Source organism: Cellvibrio sp. pealriver (assembly GCF_001183545.1).
Taxonomy (GTDB): Bacteria; Pseudomonadota; Gammaproteobacteria; order Pseudomonadales; family Cellvibrionaceae; genus Cellvibrio.
In genome coordinates this window covers 3,894,755-3,920,987 of record NZ_KQ236688.1, presented here as the reverse complement: position 1 = coordinate 3,920,987, position 26,233 = coordinate 3,894,755, and the positions used below count along the sequence as shown (strand labels likewise).

22 protein-coding genes are annotated in these 26,233 nt (G+C 49.0%); 9 read left to right on the top strand and 13 right to left on the bottom strand.

Features of this window, described 5'->3' with window-relative positions; all coding sequences use genetic code 11:
• Nucleotides 1–265 precede the first annotated feature (265 nt).
• From VC28_RS17020 to VC28_RS16995, 6 genes are all read right to left on the bottom strand, one after another.
• Nucleotides 266–2,644 carry a beta-N-acetylhexosaminidase gene (locus VC28_RS17020; protein ID WP_049631698.1) on the bottom strand — a complete coding sequence of 793 codons (2,379 nt, stop codon included), beginning with the start codon at nt 2,642–2,644 and terminating at the stop codon, nt 266–268.
• Between the two features lie 86 nt (nt 2,645–2,730).
• On the bottom strand, nt 2,731–3,120 hold the full coding sequence (locus VC28_RS17015) for a RidA family protein (RefSeq protein ID WP_049631697.1): 390 nt from the start codon (nt 3,118–3,120) through the stop codon (nt 2,731–2,733).
• A 157-nt stretch (nt 3,121–3,277) separates the two neighbouring features.
• Complete coding sequence (locus tag VC28_RS17010; protein ID WP_049631696.1) at nt 3,278–4,735, bottom strand: N-acyl-D-amino-acid deacylase family protein; 1,458 nt, start codon at nt 4,733–4,735, stop codon at nt 3,278–3,280.
• A gap of 63 nt (nt 4,736–4,798) precedes the next feature.
• Entirely contained in the window at nt 4,799–5,671 is an 873-nt protein-coding gene (locus tag VC28_RS17005) for a MurR/RpiR family transcriptional regulator (protein ID WP_049631695.1), read from the bottom strand.
• Nucleotides 5,672–5,705: 34 nt separating this feature from the next.
• Entirely contained in the window at nt 5,706–7,073 is a 1,368-nt protein-coding gene (locus tag VC28_RS17000) for a GntP family permease (RefSeq protein ID WP_049631694.1), read from the bottom strand.
• An 8-nt stretch (nt 7,074–7,081) separates the two neighbouring features.
• Nucleotides 7,082–8,383 (bottom strand): amino acid deaminase, encoded by a 1,302-nt coding sequence (locus tag VC28_RS16995; RefSeq protein ID WP_049632491.1) that lies wholly within the window; start codon nt 8,381–8,383, stop codon nt 7,082–7,084.
• A 611-nt stretch (nt 8,384–8,994) separates the two neighbouring features.
• Here VC28_RS16995 and VC28_RS20015 point away from each other — a divergent pair.
• Nucleotides 8,995–10,443 (top strand): glycoside hydrolase family 19 protein, encoded by a 1,449-nt coding sequence (locus tag VC28_RS20015; RefSeq protein WP_231591820.1) that lies wholly within the window; start codon nt 8,995–8,997, stop codon nt 10,441–10,443.
• Nucleotides 10,444–10,820: 377 nt separating this feature from the next.
• A complete protein-coding gene (locus VC28_RS16980; RefSeq protein ID WP_049631692.1) occupies nt 10,821–11,261 on the top strand; it encodes a PA2169 family four-helix-bundle protein in 441 nt (146 codons plus the stop codon).
• A gap of 29 nt (nt 11,262–11,290) precedes the next feature.
• On the opposite strand, the gene VC28_RS19790 is transcribed toward VC28_RS16980, so the two are convergent.
• Entirely contained in the window at nt 11,291–11,431 is a 141-nt protein-coding gene (locus tag VC28_RS19790) for a hypothetical protein (protein ID WP_156184351.1), read from the bottom strand.
• A 12-nt stretch (nt 11,432–11,443) separates the two neighbouring features.
• On the opposite strand from VC28_RS19790, the gene VC28_RS16975 reads away from it, so the two are divergent.
• Both VC28_RS16975 and VC28_RS16970 read left to right on the top strand, forming a co-directional pair.
• The gene (locus tag VC28_RS16975; protein WP_049631691.1) at nt 11,444–12,034 is read left to right on the top strand and encodes a hypothetical protein; all 591 of its coding nucleotides are present in this window, start codon (nt 11,444–11,446) and stop codon (nt 12,032–12,034) included.
• A 59-nt stretch (nt 12,035–12,093) separates the two neighbouring features.
• A complete protein-coding gene (locus tag VC28_RS16970; RefSeq protein WP_049631690.1) occupies nt 12,094–13,017 on the top strand; it encodes a hypothetical protein in 924 nt (307 codons plus the stop codon).
• A gap of 24 nt (nt 13,018–13,041) precedes the next feature.
• Here the strand turns inward: VC28_RS16970 and VC28_RS16965 are convergent, their stop codons facing one another.
• Nucleotides 13,042–14,622 carry a S8 family serine peptidase gene (locus tag VC28_RS16965; protein WP_049631689.1) on the bottom strand — a complete coding sequence of 527 codons (1,581 nt, stop codon included), beginning with the start codon at nt 14,620–14,622 and terminating at the stop codon, nt 13,042–13,044.
• A 183-nt stretch (nt 14,623–14,805) separates the two neighbouring features.
• Between VC28_RS16965 and VC28_RS16960 the strand changes: the two genes are divergently transcribed.
• Nucleotides 14,806–15,303 carry an RNA polymerase sigma factor gene (locus VC28_RS16960; RefSeq protein WP_049631688.1) on the top strand — a complete coding sequence of 166 codons (498 nt, stop codon included), beginning with the start codon at nt 14,806–14,808 and terminating at the stop codon, nt 15,301–15,303.
• 10 nt (nt 15,304–15,313) lie between these two features.
• A complete protein-coding gene (locus VC28_RS16955; RefSeq protein WP_049631687.1) occupies nt 15,314–16,033 on the top strand; it encodes an anti-sigma factor family protein in 720 nt (239 codons plus the stop codon).
• Between the two features lie 101 nt (nt 16,034–16,134).
• Here VC28_RS16955 and VC28_RS16950 read toward each other — a convergent pair whose 3' ends face one another.
• Both VC28_RS16950 and VC28_RS20045 read right to left on the bottom strand, forming a co-directional pair.
• Entirely contained in the window at nt 16,135–17,034 is a 900-nt protein-coding gene (locus tag VC28_RS16950; protein WP_049632489.1) for an SMP-30/gluconolactonase/LRE family protein, read from the bottom strand.
• A 402-nt stretch (nt 17,035–17,436) separates the two neighbouring features.
• Nucleotides 17,437–17,568 (bottom strand): hypothetical protein, encoded by a 132-nt coding sequence (locus VC28_RS20045; RefSeq protein WP_255356034.1) that lies wholly within the window; start codon nt 17,566–17,568, stop codon nt 17,437–17,439.
• On the opposite strand from VC28_RS20045, the gene VC28_RS16945 reads away from it, so the two are divergent.
• The 3 genes from VC28_RS16945 (at nt 17,557) to VC28_RS16935 (ending at nt 22,521) form a co-directional block, all read left to right on the top strand.
• Nucleotides 17,557–19,035 (top strand): MFS transporter, encoded by a 1,479-nt coding sequence (locus tag VC28_RS16945; protein ID WP_049631686.1) that lies wholly within the window; start codon nt 17,557–17,559, stop codon nt 19,033–19,035. The two genes, VC28_RS20045 and VC28_RS16945, sit on opposite strands and share 12 nt — an antisense overlap.
• A 99-nt stretch (nt 19,036–19,134) precedes the next feature.
• A complete protein-coding gene (locus VC28_RS16940) occupies nt 19,135–20,856 on the top strand; it encodes a bifunctional protein-serine/threonine kinase/phosphatase (RefSeq protein WP_049632488.1) in 1,722 nt (573 codons plus the stop codon).
• A gap of 162 nt (nt 20,857–21,018) precedes the next feature.
• Nucleotides 21,019–22,521, top strand: coding sequence for a response regulator (locus tag VC28_RS16935; protein WP_049631685.1), 1,503 nt, complete (start codon nt 21,019–21,021; stop codon nt 22,519–22,521).
• On the opposite strand, the gene VC28_RS16930 is transcribed toward VC28_RS16935, so the two are convergent.
• The 3 genes from VC28_RS16930 to guaD form a co-directional block, all read right to left on the bottom strand.
• Entirely contained in the window at nt 22,518–23,297 is a 780-nt protein-coding gene (locus VC28_RS16930; RefSeq protein WP_049631684.1) for a hypothetical protein, read from the bottom strand. The genes VC28_RS16935 and VC28_RS16930 overlap by 4 nt on opposite strands.
• Before the next feature lie 71 nt (nt 23,298–23,368).
• Nucleotides 23,369–24,829: an alkaline phosphatase D family protein gene (locus tag VC28_RS16925; protein WP_049631683.1), complete on the bottom strand. Its 1,461-nt coding sequence runs from the start codon at nt 24,827–24,829 to the stop codon at nt 23,369–23,371.
• 70 nt (nt 24,830–24,899) lie between these two features.
• Nucleotides 24,900–26,231 carry a guanine deaminase gene (gene guaD, locus VC28_RS16920; protein WP_197085557.1) on the bottom strand — a complete coding sequence of 444 codons (1,332 nt, stop codon included), beginning with the start codon at nt 26,229–26,231 and terminating at the stop codon, nt 24,900–24,902.
• Nucleotides 26,232–26,233 lie beyond the last annotated feature (2 nt).

Here is a 26,233-nt window from a genome sequence, read left to right as displayed (position 1 = left end):
AGTCTACCAATAGCGCAGGTCATCATAGATAACGTATTTATATTTAACGCTGCAGTAACTTGCCTATGCTTCGCCCTCCCCTTTACACCAGCTACGCTGGTCTATGAGCGAATTTTTTATGCATCGGCACCGTAATGTCTGCTGCGCACCTTCAATTATTCTTCGTCACCTGAGCCTTCAGGACTACCCGTTGGCTCCCCAAACTTACATCCAGCTGGACAACGTTGTCAATCGCATTTACAAAACTTCTCCCCTGTAATCAAGGTTAAAAAGTAGTAAACGAATCCAGAATGATTTCCAACGAAACCGCAGCGGCGATTACCAATTCCTGATCCAGCGTTCGCGCCTGCCAAATCACATCCTTTACTTGCGTTTTCTCTGCCGGAGAAAGCGCCGCTCCGCTCATTCGCAATGCCAGTAATCGCAAACTGCTATCAACAACACTGTTCGATTTTTCTACCAGTGATTGCCACTGGGGATTCAGCAGCAAAACCGGTTTTAAATTGTCGAGATTGTTTTTCCATAACTGCAGTTGCGCGTTTAATGCAGAGTAATCTGCATTATGTTGCGGATTTTCCAACCAGCGGCTTAGCCTCAGGTTGAATTGCCGTAAATTCTCATTTTCAGCTGGCAATGCATCAACCAAGCGATTGAGCGGGTCCTGTTTGGAATAGGTCTCGTAAGCGGATTTTTCGTGCTGACGATGGTAGTAATGTGCGGGCTCCAATAACTCAGCAAATATTTTTACGGGTTTAATATCACCGTCACCTGCCAATTTTTGCAACGCCAGGTCTTGCTGTAGCCGATGCTGCAATCCCACTGATTTTTCAGCAAGCGTTGCAATTGAATTTACCCGCGCATACATACTATTTTCATCTTGCAATTCCCGCGCCGACCAGAGCCTTTCTGCGACAACAAATGCACGCGGCCACAAACGTACGTCAATGCTTTGCTCATTCACTATTTCAGCCCAAAGCGCAGCTTCACCACCTAGAATTAACGATTCTTGTTGTGCACTTAAATGCACCACAGGCTCGGTTACGGGTAACTGTTTTTGTGCAACATTTGTCGCTACTTTTTCACCACTTACGCGGTAAGGTGCATTACCCACCAACGCACGCCCCTGTAATTTATCACCAGCAAAACTTACGTAAAATTCCACCGGCCCCATCCAGGTATCTACTGAAAAACGTGCGCCAACATCCGAGATATTTTTTAACTGCACTTCACGACGCGACTTGCCAGTAAAATCAATAAAACCATTACGATTGGTCAGCGTGAAAGTTCCTGTAACAGGCTTGCCACGTTTGCGCGGCATCTCAAAACGCCAAGCCGTAAGTGTTTCGTTAGCGGATATATTTTCGATCACTACAGGCGCAGGGGGAATGGGATCATTGCGATAGTGGTAAGCAGCCGATTGCGGCTGATCCAAATAATATCCGGTTGACAATACGGATTGAAAACCGTGGCTTACTGCATCGCTCACACCATCCGGACCACGCCAGGAATGGATAACAATATTGTTGGGCAAGTCCGGGTGCTGTATTTCATCCCAGCCAATCATTTTGCGCTGGTGTTTTTCCAGTAGTGATTGCAAACGCTGGTTGAAATAGGCTTGCAGTGCACGATGATTTTTTAAGCCCTCTGCTTTCATAAACGCTTGTATCGCCGGATTGGTATTCCAATGCTCGGGATCAACCTCGTCACCGCCGATATGGATATATTCAAACGGAAAAATATCAGCGACTTCTTTAAAAATCGCATCTGCGAATTTATATACATTTTCGTTCGCAGGATTTAATGTGGGCTTGTGCACACCCCAGCGATACTCCATTGCATAAGGCCCGGGCGCAGACATCAGCTCCGGATAAGCAACTGCAATCGCACTCGCGTGACCAGGCATGTCTATTTCAGGCAGAACCTGAATGCCGCGCGCACGCGCGTAGGCTACAACATCACGCATTTGTGCGCGGGTGTAGTATTCGCCATCGGAGGCTAATGTATGTAATTTTGGATAGCGCTTGGATTCAAAACGCCAGCCTTGGTCATCGGTTAAATGCCAATGAAAAATGTTGTATTTGGCTACTGCCATTGCATCAATCTGACGCTTGATTGTATCCACCGAAAAAAAGTGCCGCGATGTGTCCAACAACAGACCGCGCCACTTAAAGCGAGGAAAATCGTTAATCGTCACCAACGGAATCGTCAGCTGGCTGTTGGTACCAATTAATTGCAACAGCGTTTCCAAACCGCGCTGTGCTCCGACCAATTGCGCAGCCGATAATTCGATTCGACCTGCATTAACTGTTAACTGATAGGACTCATCCCACTGCGCCACACTATTTGAAAGTGGCGCTGCATTTTTTATACGAATCAGCACACGCGATTTTTTCTCACTGGTTTTTTTCCAGTGAATTGTTTTTCCGGTTTGTGCTTTTACCCTGTCAGCAAATAGATCCAAGGTAACATGAAGATCCTTCGTTACTTTTCCATCTACCGCAAACAGCAATTGTTCATTCATTACCAATTGCCCTTGTTGCTCCACTACAGATTGTGGATAGGGCATCAACGCAAGCTTCCCGCTATTGGCGGTGGCCATTAGCGGAAACAATGCAGTAACGATGAACAACAAATACTTTTTCATAAACTGTTTTTATCTTTCTCTTTATATCTAAATTTATCTAACGTTTTTATCTAATTTTATCTAATGGTTTTATCTACATTCGTGGCTTATGGTTTTTTATAGGCCACGCAATCTACTTCAACTTTACAATCCACTACCATGCTCGATACAACACAAGCACGCGCAGGTGGATTAGCACCGAAATATTCCATGAATACGCGGTTGAATGACATAAAGTCACGCGGGTCATCCAGCCACACACCGCAACGCACCACATGCTCAGGGCCGTAACCTGCTTCGGCTAAAATAGCCAATACGTTTTTAATGGTTTGGTGTGATTGGGCAACGATGCCGCCATCGATAATTTCACCGTTGACCATGGGCACTTGCCCTGACACAAATAACCATCCATCTGCGCCTGCTGCACGCGCGAATGGCAAATGCTGCCCGCCAGTTCCTTTTCCACCTTCAACGCCATAACGTTTTATATCTGTCATAACAAATCTCTTTCTATATTTTTATTGCGATCATCTTGTAAATGAGCTTCGGTGTTTCTTCTGTGACCGTATGCGACATGGATGTCGCATTCGAGCCTACATGGACGTATTCACGGCGAGTCACAGAAGAAACACCGATGCTCATATCACTCGACTGTTAATAAAACCCAATTCGTAAATCACGCTGGCGTTCCAAAAATTTCCCGGCGCGATTGCCCGTTAAATGTTGTTGCGAGTAGGTCAATACACCGTTCACCCACACAGCATTGATACCTTCGGCCAATTGCTGTGGATTGGTAAAGGTAGCGGCATCGCGTACTTTTTCCGCATCAAATAACACTACATCTGCCGCTGCGCCTACTTCGATACGGCCGCGATCATCCAACCCAAAACGATCAGCCGACATACGTGTCATTTTGCGCACAGCTTCAGGCAAGCTGAACAATTTCAAATCACGGCTGTAATGCCCAAGTACACGTGGGAATGCACCCCACAAACGTGGGTGTGGCAACGGATCAACCGGCAGACCATCAGACCCCACCATGGTTAACGGATGCGCGAGAATTTTTTGCACATCCTGTTCATTCATACCGTGATACACAGCGCCAGCTGGTTGCAATTTTTTTGCAGCGTCCAACAAACTCACATCCCATTCATTGGCGATCTCGGCTAATTTTTTTCCACCCTGCTCAGGGTGCGGTTCGCTCCAGGTAATGACGATATCGAAATCGCTGGTGACCTGTTGCAAATCCAACGTCGATGAACTCGCGCTGTAGGGATAACAATCGCAACCTACCGGATGATGTTCTGCCGCATGTTCCAGGTGCTTTAATATTTCACCGCTGCGCCCCCAATTACCTGCGCCGGCACACTTTAAATGCGACACTATAACGGGCGCTTTGGCATGGTCGGCAATATCAAATGCTTCATTCAGCGCAGCAATAATTTCATTAAATTCTGTACGCAAATGCGTGGTATAAACTGCACCGGTTTCATTCAGCACCTCAGCCAATAATTTCACTTCTTCTGTTGTACTGGCGTAAGCCGATGCATAGGCCAGACCCGACGATAAACCCAACGCACCTTGCTTAAGCGCTTCACGCAATTGCACACGCATCAATTCAATTTCGTCGCGCGTTGCTTCACGGTCAAGGCGATCCATGTGGTTATTGCGCAGTGCGGTATGCCCGACAAGCGCCGCAACATTGACCGCAGGTTGCGCGCGATTAACCGCTTGTTTGTAGCTGGCAAAATCGGCGTAACAAAAATCATCAGGTGCACCCAATAAATTCATTGGATCAGGCAAGTTTCCTTTCAAAGTGACAGGGCTTGCGCTGATACCACAATTCCCTACCACCACTGTCGTAATCCCTTGCGACACTTTAGGTAGCATGTCCGGTGCATGGATCACTTGCAAATCATCGTGCGTGTGCACATCAATAAAACCAGGAGCCAACACCTGTCCTTGTGCATCGCGGATTGCAGCAGCATGCGCACCGGCAAGATCGCCGATCGCAGCAATACGCCCTGCAACTATCGCAAGGTCTGCGCGATACGCCGGTAAACCGGAGCCATCAATAATCTGCGCATTGCGAATAATTAAATCAAAATTCACCCACTTGCTCCCTACTTACACCTGTCTATATCGTCAAAAACAACAGGCCATATCAATTCGTTATTAATCACCCAATGGCAAACGGTTATCGCCGCCGCGGTATTCATCCAACGCAAATTTCACGCGGCGCAATAATTCTTTACTTTCGGTTTTACGCGCGAGCGCTAATTCAGTAGCGAGTATGTCGATCGCCAATAACATGCCGTAACGCGAGGCTGACGGCTTGTAAATAAAATCGGTTTCTTCGGTCACGATTGGAATAAAAATACTGGCTTTACTCGCGAGCGGTGATTGCGGTGCAGAGAACACAATCACCTGCGCGCCGTATTCACGGGCGATATCCGCCACTTCCAACAATTCCGGTGTAACACCGGTGACCGATAGCAACACCAGTACATCTTTTTCCGTCAGAGTGGCCGCCAACATGCGCAACAACACCGGATCATGGTAGGCCGTTACGGCCAGGCCCAAACGCGCCACACGGAACTGCACTTCTTCCGACAACATGGTGGAACCGCCACCCATACCGCCGATATAAATCAACCGCGCGTTGTTTAATAACGCCGCAGCATTGCGAAAATCTGCCTCTACAAAACGCGATAAATTAGCGCGCAGTGTTGATTCCACTTCGCTGCAAATTTGCGAATAAAATGCGCTCTCTTCAACTGCAGGTACTTCTGCCAAAAAACGCGTACCGACAGCGCTCGCTTGTGCGAGTTTTAATTTCAGATCGCGGATATCTTCACAACCCACGGACTTTGCAAAACGCGAAATGGTCGCGATGCTCACCGCCGCTTTTAGCGCAAGCTGATCAATACTGGCAGCGGCAGCGAATGCGATATCGTCCAAAATTGCATCGGCAATTTTTTGCTCAGTCGCTGACAAGCGGTCGCGGCTGGCGCGCATGTGGTACACAATATCGAACAACGCCGTCATCGTTTTAAGACCTGTTTTTTTAAACGTTTATCGCTTACATCATGGCTGCGAGCAGCGATACAAATGCAAGCGCAACAAAAGAGATTATGGTTTCCAGTACCGTCCAGGTTTTTAATGTCTGGGTAACGGTCATGTTGAAATATTCTTTGATGAGCCAAAAGCCGCCGTCATTGACGTGCGACAAAATCAATGAGCCTGCACCGGTGGCAATCACCAACAATTCAGGATGCGGATAACCCGCTGCAAGCGCGATTGGCGCAACAATTCCCGCAGCGGTGCTCATGGCAACGGTGGCCGAACCGGTGGCGATACGCATTAACGCAGCAACTAGCCATCCCATCATCAAAGGTGTTAGTGCCATATCCGATGAGAAGGCAACAATTTCTTTGGCGATGCCCGCTTCCACCAAAATACGATTCAACCCACCACCCGCGCCCACTAATAACGTGATGCCCGCGGTGGGAGCCAAACAGTCGTGACTGAATTTCAAAATAGAATCGCGATTAAATCCACGCGCTAATCCGAGTGTGTAAAAACTCACGAGGGTTGCAATTAATAGCGCAACAACAGAATTGCCGATGAACAACAAGAAATCATTCAGGCGCGTACCGCGTTCAGCAATCAGATCGGCCCAACCGCCCAACAACATCAACACCACCGGCAACATGATGGTGAATAAGGTGATGCCAAAACCAGGCAACTGACGCTCGGCATCGGCATGAATAAATTGTTCTTCAAGTGGATTGTGCGCAGGCAATTGGATTTTGGGCGCAATCCATTTTGCAAAAATGGGCCCGGCGATAATCGCGGTGGGAATGCCCACAATCAATGCATAAAAAATCGTGCGCCCGACGTTTGCCTGATATTCACCGACAGCAATCATCGCCGCAGGATGTGGTGGCACCAAACCGTGTACGACCGATAAACCGGCCACCATCGGCAAACCGACTAACAACATGGAGGTGCCGGTGCGGCGCGCCACGTTAAAGGCAATCGGAATTAACAATACAAAACCGACTTCGAAAAAAATCGGGAAGCCAACCAGGAAGGCGATAAACACCATTGCCCAGTGCACATTTTTTTCGCCAAACCAGCGGATCATGGTGCGCGCGATTTGTTCGGCCCCACCGGATTCCGCCATCATTTTTCCGAGCATGGTGCCCAGCGCAACAACTAACGCAATGTGGCCGAGGGTTTTACCCACGCCAGCTTCATAAACGAACACCACATCTTTTGCCGGAATGCCCGCCATCAACCCCAAACCGAGCGACACCAACGTGAGTGTGATAAACGGATTGAGGCGGTAGCGTGCAATCAACAAAATCAGCGCAATGATGCTGATGGCGGCGTACACCAATAACCATTGGCCGGGCGTGAGCAGGGCTGAGAAAAAAGCGTCCATGGCGCGCCCTAAAAAAACGTTTCCACGGCATCGACTACCGTGTAGTGATCGTCAACCACCAGCAGCTGCCGCCATTTATCAAAGGTCAGGCAGGGGTGGGAAATATCCAGCGCGAGCATATCGCCTACTTGCAGGTCAGCATCAGGCGAGACCTTCATAAACGCGTGTTGATCCATCATCGCCGTGAGCTGCCAATCGGCAGGGGCAGCAATGGGAGCTTCGCTTCCGGGGTGCACCTTGTTTTGGGGCCGGAAGTGCATAGCAGGAATAGGCAGGCCGGCATCAAACGCGGCGTCGCGCTTGCCCAAGCCAAGAATGGCAAGGCCGGGCTCGGGAATGGAAAGAACGTAAGCCCACAGCTGCAGCGCAGGCAGCAGGCTGGTTTGCATTGCGCGAGCAACCGGGTTGCTGGCATGGATACGCGCTTCAGCGGCTTTGTAGATACCCACATCGTGAGTGAGATAGCAGCCAGGGCGCAGGATGATATCGAGCGGGCGACCAAGGGTGACACCTGTCCACTCTTCAGCGACCAGATCAAACCAGGCGGAACCGGCACCAGTGAGAATGACCTGACCATCGGCCAATTGGCTGTGCGCTTCCAGCGTCATTAACTCGCGTACGGCCAAACGCAGGAAATCGCGGATGGCCGCTTCGTCTTTGAGCACACCCTCGTACACTTCAATCCCTCGCAACGCGAGCGACTGCGGGTAAAGGGCGATGGCATCCAATACCGAGTCGCGGGTTTGGGGATCGCGCACACCCGTACGCCCACCAGCAACGCCCAACTCCAGCAGCACATTCAACGTCTGGCCGGACTGCGCAAAAAATTGCCCGAGCTGCTCGACGTTAGCGGCTGAATCGACAATCACGAAAAACTCAAATTCAGGGTCTTGCAGCAAGCGGGAGATGATCGCCATATTGGCGCGCCCGACCAACTGGTTGGCCATCAGCACACGGCGCACACCAAAGTGATGCGCAGCCTGCACCTGAGGCGCAGTTGCCAGAGTAATACCCCAAGCGCCATGGGCGAGTTGCTGATGAAAGAGCGCCGGGCTCATGGTGGTCTTGCCATGAGGTGCGAGTTTTAGCCCGTAAGTACTAATAAAGGCTTTCATCCAACCCAGATTGTGTTGGATGCGCGTCTGGCTGAGCACCGCCACCGGCAGACTCACCTGCTCTTCAAGCAGGTTCCAGCCTAATTGGGGAGTGGCGGCTATCGATGGCTGCAAACTGACATCTCCCAACCCCTTACCGGTTGGGCTAAGCAGCCGATCCGTTAGCACTTTTTGTAAATTATTTTCTTTGTGCATAGTTTTTTTCGTAACAAAAGCAGAAAAAACGATCATTTTTTCTAGGCTATCATTAAAAAAACGCCATGAAAAGAAAATAATTTACAAGAATGACAGGTTTTTCATCACTTTCATGAAAATCCCTGGTCGCTAAACACCGCTTTTTTCTCTCAGCAGAAAATGATACCGCTGTCACATCTATCCAAAACCCGAACGCCTTATTACTACTGCGCAACGAAAGTCGTCAAAGTTCGAGTTTTTGCTATCGCCGCCTGACTATCGCCTTTTAGAAAAGTCGCACTCGCGCGTCAAAGTGGCAGTTAAAGGCAAACCCAAACTGGGACTGGCAATCACCCGCCGCATGTTTAATGATCAACTCGCTGGCAAAAACTGTTCACCGCTCTGGTCTGATTTGCTCTGGATTGGCTTGTACTGCTTGCCCTGAGATAGAGACCGCACCGGTGAGTTTGCCCGGCCAGATACACACCGGATCACCAACGCAAGCGATCATAAAATAACAACCGCTCACATCCGGCCATGTATCTGCATTCTGGCATCAGGCTCCATCACCCCTCTGACTCCGGTGCAATGGGGGCCTGATTAACCGCACCCATCCAATGAGGACAATAACAATGATCAACCTATTTTCCGGTCTCCCTCGCTGTATCACCCGGCTACGCCATAAACCGCTTTTGGCCACGCCCGCCCTGCTTCTGTGTGCAGCACTTGCGGCTCCCAGCCAAGCAGTGGTTTACCAAGCTGAAAATTACAACGCTTTTTTCGATGCCACCGCAGGCAACAGTGGCGGAGCCTTCCGCAATGATGCAGTGGATATTGAGATGACGACCGATTCCGGCGGCGGCTACAACGTCGGCTGGATAGCAGCAACCGAATGGCTGGTGTACAACAACCTCTCTATACCTACCAGCGGCAACTACACCATCCGCATGCGCGTGGCGAGCCCATCCGGAGCAACCGCATCGGTCGATTTAAACGCAGGTGCCATCCAACTCGGCAATTTCAGCATCCCCAACACTGGTGGTTGGCAAAATTGGACCACGGTAAGCCGCACGGTATATATCAATGCGGGCACCTACAATCTGGGCGTATTTGCCCAAACCGCCAATTGGAACTTTAACTGGATTGAAGTCGTCGGCAGCGGTGGCGGCACCACCGGCCTCGTCACCGCCTATGAGCACTGCAACTATGGCGGCTGGTCAGCAGGCTTTAATACTGGCTCATTTGATGTCAATGCGATGACCTCGCTTGGGGCACGTAACGACCAAATATCCTCCATTCGCGTTGCCGCAGGCTACGAGGCGGTGCTCTATGAGAATTGGGACTTTACCGGTGCTTCAGTCACTATCCGTGGCGACAACAGCTGTATCAGCAACTTCAATGATCGCGCGTCATCCATCATTGTCCGCACTGCCACTACCAATCCCCCTGCAAGCGGATTTGGTGCCGTGGTGAGCGAGGCACAATTCAACCAGATGTTCCCCAACCGCAACCCCTTCTACACCTATGCAGGGCTAGTGGCAGCCACAGCGAGCTATCCCGCCTTTGCAGGCACCGGTGATCTGGCGATGAAAAAACGCGAAGCGGCAGCGGCGCTGGCCAACTTCTCCCATGAGACCGGCGGCTTGGTGCATGTAACGGAAATTGCACAAGGCGATTACTGTGGCGATTGGGATGGCAACCCCGCGACCTGCCCATGTGCACCCGGCAAAAAATATTACGGCCGCGGCCCCATCCAGTTGAGTTGGAATGGTAACTATTGTGCCGCAGGCGCTGCACTCGGGCTTGACCTGCGCGCCAACCCGGATCTGGTACAGCAAAACGCAACGGTTGCATGGCAAACCGCGCTTTGGTTCTGGATGACACAATCCGGTGCCGGTTTCCGCCCTGCGCATGATTCCATCGTCAATGGCAATGGTTTTGGTGAAACCATCCGCACCATTAATGGCGCACTGGAATGCAACGGTGGCAACCCCGCACAGGTGCAAAGCCGCATTAATGACTTCAATCGTTTCCTCAATATTTTAGGAACAACAGCAGGGCCAGGCAGCCTTGGCTGTTAACCAAAAACATCGATAAACACACCGCCGCAAGGATCAAGCGGCGGCAGTTTTCTGGAGCAGTCAGTTTTCTGGAGCAGTCAGTTTTCTGGAACAGCCAGCTTCATAACCCAGCCAGTTACACACCTGAATCATTCCACGCACAAAACTATCTGCATAAAAGTTAATTCAAAAAAACGATTGATATAAAAATAATTTTTCAAAAATTCCGTTATTTTTATTTTTTGCAAGAATTACAAAATATCTACTGCTTAAAACAATGCAAGTCTCCGTTTTTCAATCACTTAAAACGCATGGCATATATTCTGCAATTACCATCATGACGTTATGTTTATCCAAACATAATCCATTAACCATCGTATTGATAATGGAGAACCATCATGGCTAACAATGAAATTACTGCAATTCGCGACCTGATCAAAGTGTTGAACGATGGCGTTAATTTTTATACGGACGCCAAAATTGAACTCAAGGGTTCTGGTTATGAATCTGTTTTTCAAGAAATGATTGATGTGCGCCAAAATGCGCTTGTACGTTTGCAACCGCTGCTCTACGCACGCGAAGGTGATGTAGAAGAAGGCAACACCATCGAAGGCTCACTGCGTAAAACCTACGCTGACCTGCTTGCCAAAATTAAATCCAGCAAATCCAAAACTTATATTGTGCAACTGGAAGAACTGGAAGACCGCACACTGGAAACCATCAAAAAAGCACAACAGGAAGTCGTTTCTATCGATTTCAATATCGCACTGAACTACATCCTCGTATCCATGCAGGAATGCCATAACCGCATGCGTGCATTGAAACGCAATGTGGCATAAATGCAGTATGGCTTAATAAGCTACAGCCTTTAAAGAACCGCCCGCTCCGGGCGGTTTTTCTTTATATAAAAAATATTTTCAGTGATGGGGAATAAACCTGATGCCTTATGCGTTAACAAGTTGACAGCAGCAGAAATACCTTTGCAGCTTAAATAGACAACTTGAATCATGAGGATCTCACCATGAAAAAAACAACTCTCTTACTCGCAATCGCTTCTTTGATGTCAGGTGCCTTGTTATCCAACATCACATGGGCCGATGAACTCAGCATTGCTGCTAATGCAGGTGTAAATTCCCAGGTTTCTATCTCTACCACTAACTCTGCCGGCAATTCAACGGGCGATGGAATGGAAGCCGACGAAACGACAGAGAGTGGCAACGCATCTGTGAATAGCGAAGCTAATGCAAACGCCACTCTGTCTTCCGCAGTAGCAGCAACCGCCAATGTAGTTACCAATGTCAGTGGTAACTTTCAACAATCTCTTGAAGATACCAATGGAGCAGTATCGGCGGCAGTTGACCAGCAACTAAATTCCACATTGGCTTTGGTTACTGAAAGCAATGTGCAAGGTTCAGTACAGCAATCGGTCGCCAGCACTCTTGATTCAACCATCAACAACACTGTCACAGGTGCTGTTGACAATGCTGTAGATAGTGCAATTAACAATAGCGTACAAACCAGTATTGCGAATAATATTGCAAGCACTATTGAATCGACTGTGGATAGCAACGTCACATCTGCACTGAATGAAAGCCTGGATCTCGGCCTGTAAAAATCCGGCGCTTCGGCGCCGTTTTTTGTTTTGTAGGTGCGAAATTGTGGAGAATAATTATGCGTAACACCAACACAACTAAATTAGTGTTCCCCGGTTTATTACTGGCAGCACTTATCAGCCAGACCTTCTGCGCACACGCCGCCGAGCGCAACGTGAAATTCGAGCTGGAAACGGGCACAGAATATGATTCCAACCTCGCCGTGGTGGAGCTTGACCAATACTCAGCTGCAAGCGACTGGGCAATCGTCGCCAATGCCAGAATTCATGGCCAATGGAAACCAACCACCAAAGCCAGCCTTAAAGGTGGTGTCAGCTACAACAGTAAAACATGGCAAGACTTGAGCAGCTATGACCTTGCCATCCCGCAATTTTTTATCGATGGCAATTACGATTTTTCATGGGCAACACTGGGAGCAAGCTACCACCACGCCAATGCGAAACTGGATGGAACTGATTTTTTAACATTGCAACAAAGTAGTGTGTATGTATCACGCTTATTCAATAAACGCGTATACCTGCGCGGCGCAGTGAATTATCAGGAAAAAGACTTCCCCGCTTTTGCGGAGCGCAATGCGCATAACCTTGCCTTGGGCGGCGACATGTTTATCTTTTTTAATAACGCAAAAACCTTTGTTGCACTTGGCATCAACCGCGATGACGAAGAGGCTATCGCCGATCATTTTGGCTACAATGGTACTACACTAAAAACCAGCATCAATCACCGTTTTTCACTCTGGGATAAAGAAAACAAAATTCAGCTGGGTGCCCGCTATGAAGATCGCGATTACGCGGCTGTGAATCCAGAATTGGATGCTGTGCGCACTGACACGCGCAAAATTGCCAACATTGAATGGCAGATTGAAACAACAGAATGGCTAACGCTGGCAACTAAACTGGAGCGAGGAGATTATCAATCCAACCTTGAGATTGCTGACTACTCAGAAACACTCGCATCCATCACACTGAAAGCCCGTTTTTAATCGCGGGCATTCGGTGAACTGTTTTTAGTTTGATTGTATGCGCAACAGCCCGTAACCAAATACCGGATCACGGCCTTTAGCTCCCAAATCGATTGCGCGGCCAATTAATTGATTAAAAGCCAATTTATTGAGCGCCAATTGTTCCAGCGTTAATTGGCGAGACGATTTTGTTTGTCGTGCGACCTCACATGCAAACAAGGCAGACACAACCGGAGCGGACATCGATGTACCGCTTTCACTTCCAAAGCCACCACTGACTCGCGCCGTCAGAACATCAACACCTGCGGCCGCAAAGTCAACGTAATTGCCACGATTCGCCCAGCGATAACTGCGCTGTTGATTATCCACCGCTGTCACCGCAATCACACTCTTATACGCAGCAGGGTATACAGGCGGCGCAGCAGGACCTTCATTACCCGCAGCAGCAACAATTGTTATACCTGAATTAATCAAGTTATTAATTACTGCCGCCAGAATTTTATTATCTGGCCCAGCAAGGCTCATATTAATTACCCGCACATTTTTAGCCGCCAACCAGTTAAGCGCGCGAACCAAATTCATCATAGATGCACCCTGTGCATTTTCACTGCGAGGATGGAATACCGATGCTGAATATAATGTTGCCTCAGGCAATAGCGGCTTTAATTGTTCACCGCGCCCAACCAATAAACCGGCGACCGCCGTGCCGTGGGCACGCGGCGCATTAAAATTTTTCCCAACGAAATCTTTGGTGGTGATGCGACTTTTTGCAAAGGCAGGGTGCTCGGTATTAATTGCAGTATCAATCATGCCGACTTTCACCTTTGCATCACAGGCGCTTGTTGTCAGCGGCGGCGCACTGGTTTGCACCGGTTTTTTTAGTTGGGGAATATAAATATGGTTGCGATCCAATTGATCATGCAAGTATGCGGGCAAACGCTTTTTCAGCGTATCCAACGAATCCAATTCAGCGGGCACACGAAAACGAATCAGGCGCATTCCCAAATCAGAAAATTTGCGCCGTTCAATAATCCTGGCATTCAATACCGTTAAATCGACCCGACTTTTATTGTCGATTACCAATAGCCATTCGCGTTCTACCGCATACCAATCCTGCTCGACTTTGACTTCGACAAAAACAGTTTTGCCTTCGCGATCCACAATCGGCACCACATCGTCCAGTGAGTCCGGCAACAGCGCCAGAGTATCGGCGACGGGCTTGGTCAGCACTTCATCCACTTTGGTGCCCGGCAATAAATCCTGATTGCGCAACTGTTCTTCCACGCGGTCATCAATTTCCCCCAGCTCATCTACAATCCCCTCTGCACCGCCACCGACAATATCTTCTATGCCCTCCAGAGAATTGCCCATAACGTCATCCAGGCCGCTTTCAAGTCCGCCCAAACTATCGGCAAGGCTATCTACCTCCTGGGTTACGCTATCGAGCTGATCTACAACCGCATCTACCTCTTGTGTCACACTCTCCTGCACCTCCTCGATAACATCGTCCAGTTCTTGGGTGATGCTGTCCGCTTGCTGATCCAATGGCAATTGATCCGGTAACTGCCCATTGGCAACCGGACACAGACAGAGCAATAAAAAAACACTAAGGTAAATAGATTTCATAAATCACCCACCATGAACATACAGAGATTAAACACAAAAACGCCGCACTATTCATAGAAAACGTTTGGCTGCGTGAAAAATTCCCCGAAAAAATTTTACTCTGGAGGGAATAAAATCCGGACTCGTCCGTTAACAGAATAAGAACCCAATGATGCAACCCTTATCGGAATACCCAATCTATCTATGAAACAGGAATTAATCCGGCTGGCCCCCATGCTGCGCCGCTTTGCTTACTCGCTGACAGGCTCTACAGCTGACGCAGATGACTTGCTGCAAAACACACTCGAACGACTGCTAAGCCGCGGTGTACCCGATGATATTGATCTGACCAAATGGGCATTCCGGGTGTGCCGAAACCTGTGGATCGATGAATATCGCGCGCGCAAAGTGCGGCAAAAAAATGTGTATTCACTGGAAGATACCGACGAGCCAGCGATGGATGGTGAGCAAGCTATACATAACCAGATCACACTCGCGCAGGTAGATGCTGCTATGAATCAATTGCCCGATGAGCAGCGTTCAATTATGGCACTGGTCGCTGTGCAGGGAATGTCATACAAGGAGGTCGCGCAGACATTGGGTATTCCTGCCGGAACCGTCATGAGCCGCTTGGCGCGAGCGCGCATTGCCCTCGCCCATTTTCTACAGGGCAATGCCACGCCTGAACACAAGGGCGCATAAGGAGCAAGAGATGATTATTTCAGATGAACAATTGTCCGCCTTTCTGGATGCAGAATTATCTGCTGATGAAATGGAGCTGATCCGCCAACAATTGTGTGAGGACGAAAATCTCGCCAATCGATTGGCAGAGTTAGCAATGATCGATGAGCAGGTGGCAAACCATTATGCGCGAATCAATGAACAACCCATGCCGGCAGCCATCAGGCATCTGCTTAGCAACGAGCAATCCGGATCAGGCACGACCGCGAGCATCATCAGCTTTCCAGGCTGGAAACGCATACACCGCACACTGCAGCAACATGCAGCCATGGCAGCCTCGGTTGCTCTAGTAATTGGCTTCGGCGCAGCACAAGTATTACCAGGCAATAACAGTGCAAATAACTGGAATACCATCGCACAAGTGTTAGACACCACACGCAGTGGTGCCGAACAAACCCTTGGCGATGGCAGCCGGATAAAGCCGCGCTTGAGCTTTACCAACCAAGACGGAAACTTCTGTCGTCAATTCCAGATCATTGAACATCATCGCAGTGCCGATAGTATCGCCTGTCATATCAATAATGAATGGCAATTGACCATGACCGTTTATTCGCAAGGAGTCATGCAGGAGGGAGACTACCAAACCGCGAGTGGTGTCTCGGTGTTGGATGCAGCATTGGACGAAATGATGCAAGGCGACGCGTTGGATGGGGAAGCCGAAAGCAGTGCCATTAAAAATCAATGGCAGTAAGTTCACGCGAGTAATTGCAATTACATTTCGCCTGAAAAATAAAAAGCCCGCAGAACATGCGGGCTTTCTGACAACACGTAATTGCTACATTTTATTACCACTTATTTTTGCAACAGTAACCACTCACGTCCGGCGCGTTCAGTGCGGAAGGTTTCAATCGCGCCGCGCTCTTGCAAAGTCACATAAACGGTTTTGCCATCAGCCCCACCAAAGGCAACATTGGTTGGCTTTTGGCCTTTTAATTTAATGCGTTCGATCACTGTGCCATGTGGCGATACCACCGTGACTTCACCCGCGGCATAGCGCGCGATATACAAGTTGCCATCTTCATCGCAACGCATGCCATCCAAACCGTGGTCGGGGAATTGAATTAACAAGCGTTTATTTTTGACATCGCCAGTTTTTTTATCGATATCGTATTTCCACACATTGCGCTGCACGCTTTCGTTGACGTACAAGTGTTTTTCATCGGTGCTGACTTCCACGCCGTTGGTGGTGCCCATATTCGCTTCCAGCAAGGTGACTGTGCCATCGGTGGCGACTTTCCATAAATTGCCGGTGCCGTCTGCCCACTTTGGATCACTCGCGTAAATCACACCGGATTTTGCGATGGCAATATCGTTGGGCTGATTCATTTTATCGCTGTGTGCGTGCACGGAAACCGCTTTGGTCTTAGGGTCGATTTTCAACACATTGTGGCCAGTGTAATCCGCCACATACATAAATCCGTCGCGATCAAAACGAATACCGTTGCCGATGCTGCCTTCCGGCAAGGTCACAAACAATTGCGCGTTATCTTTCTTATCGACAATGCCAATGGTACCGTCTTTACCAAAACTCACCGCGTACAAATTTCCCTGTGCATCCACTGCTGGCCCTTCAATGCCCTGGGTGAATACATTGTCTGCAACATAATCGGTTGTTTGGGCGCTAGCCAAAGGGGCAGTGGCAACCGCCACAAACAATGCGCCGGTGAGGGCACCCATGTTCAATTTTTTCATTACGACCTCGTAATCATTATTGTGGAATAACAACTCAATGGGCAGCAGTAGTCTTGTATTAGTATAGTGATCAATAAACGCATTAGCCGACACGGCCATCTGCATCAACATCCGGCAGCTGGGGCTTAACCCTCTCTTCTCTTTCCCTGTGCAATGTTGCCTTGTTTGTTCGGTCTCATCATATACCAACCGCATCCCCCGGGCGTTCAAGAAGACGATTTTTAAAAGGCCAATAGAACGGATTTGCATAACTTTGCGCAATCGGGATTCCATTTGGCAAAACAAAACGCACCAACATCTAACAAAACACCAGCACAAAGCATTTATTTGGAACATGGAAATACACTTTTAAAGCACCATAATTGCACAAAACCAACGCAAACCCAGCCTAACACGCACTATTTACGCCTTGGCATACGCGTTGCAGAAGAGCCAGTAATACGCAGCGACCAAATACCCTGCACCAAAACAGGAATCGCCGCGCATACACCACTCTGTTGTTAACTGGCTGGACGATTTTCCATGAGCACTCATCGTTTAAACCTGTTGGATTTTTCCAATAAATCTGTTGCGACCTTGCACTTCACCTGGTTCGCGTTTTTTCTTACCTTTGTGATGTGGTTTAGTTTGCCTTCGCTTAAACCGCTGATTACGGCTTCTATTGTGATGACACCGCAACAATGGGCCGCGCTCCTGACACTCAACGTGGCGCTGACCATTCCTGCGCGTATTGTGGTGGGCAGTTTGGTGGATAAATTTGGCCCGCGCGCGATTTACTCTGCACTGCTGATTTTTTCCGGCGCGATCCTGATTGCCTTTGCCAGTTCGCAAACCTACGAGCAACTTGCTCTCTTTCGCTTTTTGCTCGGCTTTGTCGGTGCCGGGTTTGTTATCGGTATTCGCTTGGTAAGCGAATGGTTCCCAGCGCGCCAGGTCGGTTTGGCGGAAGGGATTTACGGTGGTTGGGGTAATTTTGGTGCAGCGGCCGCCGGTTTCACCCTGCCCTTTTTAGCGATCCATGTATTCGGCGGCGATGATGGCTGGCGTTACGCGATGGGCACCGCGGCAATTATCGCAATGATTTACGGTGTGGCGTTTTATATCACTGTGCGTAACACACCCAAAGGTTCTACGTATTTCAAACCGAAAAAATCCGGCGGATTGGAAGTCAGCAACAGAAAAGATTTTATTTTCTACGTGATGATGAACGTGCCCATGTATTTAATCCTCGCGGTGCTCGCATGGAAAATGTCACCGACCAATTTGGGCTTGCTCGGCTACGGCACCACCTATGCGCTCTACGTTATTTTATTCGCGCTGTTTGTATTCCAGTTTTCACAAATTTATCGCGTTAACAAAGAGATGCTGCAAAAAGGCAGCGTGGCTGAGCACGACAAATATGAATTCAAGCAAGTGGCTATTTTGAGCTGGGCTTATCTCGCTACCTTCGGTTCTGAAATTGCTGTTGTCTCTGTATTGCCCGCATTTTTTATGACAACCTTCGCCGGATTAAGCGTAACCCAAGCGGCCATGCTGGGCGGTTCTTTCGCATTTATGAATTTGGTGGCGCGCCCCGGCGGCGGCTGGGTGAGCGATAAATTTGGCCGTCGCTTCAGCATGAGTATTATTCTGGCCGGTGTTACCGCCGGTTATTTGCTGCTCGCACAAATCAACGCCAGCTGGCCCTTATACCTTGCGTTCGCTGCCGTATTTATTTGTTCGCTGTTTGTGCAAGCGGGCTGCGGTGCAGTGTTCGCGGTTGTGCCACTCATTAAACGCCGCATGACTGGCCAAATCGCTGGCCTTGCCGGTGCTTATGGTAATGTGGGTGCACTGTTCTTTTTAACCATGAATACGTTTATCGATATCCAAACATTTTTCTTTATGCTCGCGGGCACAGCGGCCATTGGTTTGGTATTTGTACAATTCCTGAAAGAACCGAAAGGCCATGTGGTTGAAGTCAATGAAGACGGCTCGCTGCATAAAATTGAAGTGAGTTAATTATTGCTGGAGTCGTCATTCCCGCACTCGGGCATGACGACAAATAAATTGCTGACCGCTATGCTGTCGGCAATTTCTTTTTCTAAAATAGAAAATTATATGGATCACCTGCAATCAACACTGCACATCCGTTTTGCGCAAAAAAGTGAAGCTGGCCGTAAACCGGAAAATCAGGATACGGTCGGCGCGCGTATCCCCGAGGGTAATTTGCTCACTACCAAAGGCATCGCTATTGCGATTGCCGATGGCGTGAGCAGCAGTAAAGCAGCGCGCGAGGCAAGCCAAACTGCAATTGCCGGTTTCCTGAGTGATTATTACGCAACACCCGATACCTGGCGCACGCAACAATCGGCGATGCGTGTTATCCAAAGTTTGAATGCCAGCCTGTGGGGGCGCAGCCAAAATTCTATTTACGGTGAAGGTTATCTCACCACCTTTTCATCGCTCATTTTAAAAGGCGATAGCGGATTTATTTTTCATGTGGGCGACACCCGCGTGTATCGCCTGCGTGATAACACACTCGAATTGCTTACCCGCGACCACACCCAGCGCATCGATAAACACACTACTCATTTAAGCCGCGCCATGGGCGCAGACCCTTATCTGGAAGTGGATATGCACAGCCTGGAATTGCAGCGCGGTGATATTTTTATTTTGACCAGCGACGGAATACACGAGGCAATACCCACGGCGGAATTTAAAACGCTGATCCTGAACCATCGCGATAATTTGGATGAACTGGTGAATCAGGCATTGCCACTCGCGCTGCAACACAACAGCGATGACAATTTAAGTATCCAGGCACTGCGCATAGAAAATCTGGGCACTGCAGCGCAAGACGATGCAGTGCAAGTGTTGTCGCGTTTGCCTTTTCCGCCGGTGTTATCCCCCGGCCAAAGCATCGATGGTTTGCGCATCAAAAAAATCTTGCACGAATCAACGCGCAGCCAGATTTACCTTGTTGAAGATGAAAATAATCATCTATTGGTGATGAAAACGCCATCTGAACTGTATCAGGATGACAGAGCCTATATTGAACGCTTTGTCATGGAAGCCTGGATAGGCGCACGCATTCATAGCCCCGCCGTTGTGCGCGTGATCCCCGCTGCGGAATCGCGCTCGTGTTTGTACTACCTCACCGAATATATTCCCGGCCCGACACTCACCCAATTACTCAAGGAGCGCGGCGTTTTATCGATTCTGGATGCCGTGGAACTAACTGAAGGTTTGATTCGCGGCATACGCGCATTTCATCGCAAAGAAACACTGCATCAGGATATAAAACCGGACAATATTGTGATCAGCAGTAAAGGCCCGATGATTGTCGATTTTGGCTCCTGCTGGGTAGCGGGCGTACAGGAAGCCGGGACACCGTTTACGCGCGATAATATTCTCGGCACATTGGATTACTCCGCACCGGAATATCGCTATGGTGAAAGCGCCAGCGCAGCGTCTGACCAATTTTCGCTAGCGGTTTTGCTCTATGAAATGCTCACCGGAAAATTGCCCTATGGCAGCGCCTACAGCAAAGCAATGGATGCCAAAAGTTTTCATAAATTGAAATATATTTCGGCGATGAAACACAATCCGCTGGTGCCTTACTGGTTGGATAAGGCACTGGAAAAAGCACTAAACATTAATCCCGCCCACCGCTACGAAGCACTCAGTGAATGGCTGCAAGATTTAAAACGCCCCAATCCCAACTGGCTCAGCCAACGCGCACAACCGTTAATCGAAACCCACCCTGATACCCTCTGGAAAATACTGGCTGTAAGCGGCTGGATTGTGGCGGCCATACTCTTCTTTATGAGTTACAAGTAGTTTATGGCGGCAGAGACATTTGCCTGCCAACAACCCTTCCGCATCTTGTGATTTGAATAGCCATTCCTGTCCCGATTTTCTGTTAGTCTTGCGCAGATAATAACCATCGATAACACCATCGATTCATCACCACCCATGCTTTATCGCCGGGGATTTGCTGCCATGACCATCAAACGCGCACTCATTGTGGATGACTCCACCACGGCTCAATATCGATTGAAAAAAATGTTGCGCCGCTATCCGCTGGATATCGACATTGTCGATTCAGGAGAAGCCGCGCTGCGCTACCTCTCCCGCCATGCGCCCGCGGTTATTTTTATGGATCACCTGATGCCCGGCATTGACGGTTTCCGCGCGCTGCAAATTATTAAATCCAACCCTGAAACCGCCATGATTCCAGTCATTATGTATACCTCCAAAAGTGGCGATGTATACACCGGGCAAGCGCGCGCACTGGGCGCATTGGATGTGGTCAACAAAGAGCGGATCAATGCGACTGATTTATCCAAAGTGATGGAAACCATTCATATTTATCCATCGCAACCAGCAACCAATAATCCGGTAGAAAGCCCGGAATTAATTGCCGCAGCAAATCAGGTCTCGGCAATTGCCGGGGCGCTGGCCGATAAGCCTGCGGCACAACCCGAGCGACGCGTGGCATCGGTTGAGCAAGCCCGCAATCTGGAATTGCGTTTGAGCCATATGGAGCACAGCCTTGAAGATAATCGCCGCTTTATTACTTCACGGGTGGTGCGCGAGCTTCAGGGGCTGCGCCAAAGCTTGCGGCAGGAATTCAGCACTATGTTGCAACAGCAACCGGCGGCGGCAACTTCGAACGCGGCACTCACCGAACAACCGCAAGCAGCTACTCAACAAAAATCTCCGCAAACATCCGGCCTGTCTTTTATAGGAATTGTGTTTGTGCTGGCGGCGTTAGTGGCAATGGTTTATCTGTTAGTGCACATCACTACCCAGCTCAATCACACCCAACAGCAGCAACAACAGATTAGCCAACAACTGCTGCATCTGAATAATCAGCGCAACATAGCACCGGAAAGTAATACAGCAAGCATCGCAACAGACGTTGCATCGACAAATCCCACCTCAGCAACTATCGCAGCAACCGATATTGCAGCAACAGTGACACCAGCATCCACAGGCTCATCATCACTCATCAACCAGCGCGAATTAATTGATGAACTGGCGTGGACGTTTAATCAAAACGCAGCCTTGCAATTTCATCAAAATACTATCGACCCGCAACCATTATTGCGTTTGCATGAGCTGTTGCATCGTCTGGCGAGCAAAGGTTTCAAAGGAACGGCGACAGTGAATATTTACGTGGGGGATTTTTGTGTTGCGGTAGATAACATGGGACTGGCGCAATTGGCAGCCGCCAATAAAACCCTTGGCGACTGCATGCTTTCCAGTGAAATTTATACGCTTGCGCGGTTAATGGATGATTACGCGCGCGAAGCCACTATGATGCTGGGCAACCTGACACGCAATGTGAATTCCAATGTGCAGATTGCCATCACTGCTGCACCGGGAGCTGAACCATACCCCGAACGCATTCCCAGTGTGAATGCCGGTGAATGGAACCGGTTGGCGCAAATGAACAACCGGCTTGAGTTGCAATTAACGGCGCAGGATGAACCTTATTAGTTTTCATCAATGTCATACATGTGCCCAAGCACATAGCGCGCTTTGGGCAGCAAACCATTCTCCTGGGTTTTGCTGTAATAATCCTGCCAATGTTTTACCCCACTCCAAAATGTTTCCGGCGCAGATAAATTGGCATTCACGCCAGGTGCCAAATCAAAACCATTGGCGGCATAAATTTGGTTGAGCATCATCGCCGAAGGAAAACCCTTGTGCTGCATCAATGGATTAACAGCATTACCCGCACCCCACACAAAAGCGAGCCACGGCAGGATGTTTTCTACTGCATCGTAACTCACGCGCGACTTACGGTATTCATCCAATGAAGCCACAATTTTTGCTTGCGCGACGGGAATCGCAAGCAAGGCGAGATTGGGATAATCTTTTTGCGTGGGCAATTGTTTAAAGGGCAACTCAATCAACCCATTACGAGTAGGAGCATAACTTGCTGTTGCCGGTTGGAATAACGGCAAATTAAAAAAGCTCGCCGTAGAAAAATCGCCTTGTTCGATTTTGAAAAATGCGCACTCAGACCAAAACGATGGCAGCATATCGCCACGCAAATGGGATTGCGCAACGCGAATGCGGAAGGACGCAACATCTTTCCCGCCCGCCAATACAATAAAACTCCAATCCGCTACATTTTCTAACGCAAAGCTATGATAGGCGCGTTTCAACCATTCCAGATTCGGTTCGCGATTAACACGATCCAATTTTTGCACATCACTTTGGGAAAACGACTGGGTGAACGACTGAACAGAGAGTGTTTGCTTGATCATTATCCTTTCCTCGATATTATGAATGCCGAATTGACAGGCTTATGTGTGTTTACAGATTCCATACAGTGAATTTACAGGCTTAACAATTTAAATGGCCCCTGTGTGGATGAATGTTCCCGGCGCTTTTTTTCGTCTGCATCGGTACAGATATAATCCACACTGAATTCCAACCCACCCGGTATTGCATGAAACCGCAGCAAGGCAACATGATCGCCCTGCTGCCGATGCACACTGGATAAAGCAAGATTAGCGAGTTTGATGTCGGACAGATGAGGTGGTGCTTCCGGATGCAACGGAAAATCTTTGCCTTGACCTCTTGCATCGCGCCACATTTCTTTGGCCCAATTAATTTGGTCGGTGATGACCGTATCAATCAAGCGCGATGGCGATGCAATCACTTCATAAAAAATTGTTTTGCCGCGCGGATTTTTACCTTCCACAATACGCCCCCAATGTACATCGCCGGTGACATAAAGCACGGGAATATCCAACGCAAATAATCTGGCCAAGGCGCTGGTCAGCACGGCAAAGTCGTTGTAATTGGGCATTTCCATGTCGGCCAATTTGCGCGACCAGCGCCCAGGCTTTTCAATCAGCAGCGCTTGTCCTGAACTCAACAACCCCACTGCCGGTAAATTATTTTTTTTGCGCGCAATTAAATCCTGTGCCCATTGGTCTATCGCAATGTGGGTGGCATCGTTAAACATTTGCACACCTGTTTCATCTCGCCAGGTGCGTCCATCAAGAAACAACATGCTTAACGGCGCAATGTCCTGACGGAAATAACCATCGCACTGTGCAGGCGACATTTGATAGCGCTCATACAATTGCTTGGCCAGATCGCGCCAGTTGTTGCGATCCTTTTCCCAATGGGTGTTATTCAACTGAACCTGGGACAGCGGAAAATTATTCCAATATTCATGATCATCCGGCACACATAACACCGGGCCATGCCGCAACACATCCGCAAGCCCTGGCTGCTGTAGATGCGCAGAAAACCAATTGGTTTGGTATTTCTTGCCCAACACGCGCGCCAGTTCATGTTTTTTTTGCGGCAGGTTTTGTGATGAAGGCAAATCCAGATAAACCTGATCGCCCGCCAATAACGTGAAATCAGGTGATGGTTTTATATTGTCTATCAATCGCGAAAGCGGTAAGGATTTGTCGTTCGGTTGGTAATAGCAAGATGACAATAACAGATTAAAACTGTCGCGCCCTTTTGATGGCAATTGTGCAGGAATACGCCTACTGCTCAGGCTCACCGTTTGGTTGCCTGCAGATACATAAAGTGTAAAACGCGTATCCGTCGCGGGCCAGGGCAATCGGAAAATCGCGCGATGATTTAACGCGCGCCCCAGCTTATCGCACACGTTATCGCCCAAGGGTTCAAATGCTGTGCCCCCTGGCAATGGTTTTATTGTTTCAGTGCCGATAGTAAATGTGACCGGTGGTGGTGTGGCAATATCCAACACGCCCACCCACACCAGCAATTCATCTGACCGCCCGATTGGGTTGTAAGCAAACAGTTGCACCGACTTTCTCCCCTGAATAGTGGCAAGCGCACACTATATACCGATGCCATCCCAAGCGCGATACAGAGAATTACTCTACCCACAAAACATCGCCTTCGGCGCGACGAAAAGCCAATTTGCCCATGATGTAGGTGCGCGCAATACTGTGCTCATCGCCCAACATCATCAATGCGAATAATTGTTCGATCAATTGTGTTGCCGTTTTCTGGCGCATTGCCTGCAATGGTGTTGCATTCATATTCAGCAAAATAAAATCCGCTTCTTTGCCTTTTTCAAAATTGCCAATCAAGTGATCCAGTTTCAATGCTTTGGCGTTGCCAAGCGTCGCCATATAAAGACCTTTTAAGGGATGCAAACGCTGCCCTTGTAACTGCAAAATTTTGTACGCCTCCGAGAGTGTACGCAATTGTGAAAAACTGGTGCCGCCGCCAACATCGGTCGCAATACTCAGTGGAACACCTGCCTGTTCCAGCCGCGCTACATCTAACAAACCACTGCCCAAAAATAAATTGGACGTCGGGCAAAATGCAATGCCTGTTTGCGTTTGTGCAAGGCGCGCTATTTCAGCATCGCTTAAATGTATGCCATGGCCAAACACACTGCGCTCACCCAATAATCCATAGTGATCGTAGACATCCACGTAATCACGCGCCTGCGGAAACAGATTTTTTATCCACGCAACTTCGTGGGTATTTTCCGCAAGATGGGATTGCAAATACAGATTGGGGTACGCACGCAACAATTGACCTGCAATTGCCAGTTGCTGCGGGGAGCTGGTAGGAGCAAAGCGCGGTGTAATCGCGTAATGCAAACGCTTGTGATGGTGCCAGGCTTCAATTAATTCGCGGCATTCCGCTTCGCTGCTTGAGGGCGTATCAAGAAGCCCTGCCGGCGCGTTGCGATCCATCATTACCTTGCCCGCAATCATACGCAAATTCATTTTTTCGGCAGCAGAAAAAAAGGCATGGGTCGATTGCGCAAAGACGCTGGTGTAAACCATTGCGGTTGTAGTGCCGTTTTGCAGCAATAATTGCAAAAATTCTTGCGCGGCTTGCGTTGCAACATCGGGATCAGAAAACTGCAGTTCAGCAGGAAAGGTGTAATCATTCAGCCAATCCAGCAATTGCTCGCCATAGGAGGCAATAACCCGCGTTTGCGGATAGTGAACATGCGTATCAATAAACCCCGGCATCAACACATAATCGGGGTAGTGCCGGCAGGATTGTAAATCCAACCCTTGCCGCGCAAGATCCTCTGCGCGACCAAGTGCTTTTACACAACCGCGCTCAACCAACAACACACCATCATCAAAATATTCAACACCCGCACCGGTGTGAATATCCGGTGCGGAAGTAAAATGCAAAATGCGCGCGCGAAATGCTTGCAAATCAGATGAGCCCATCA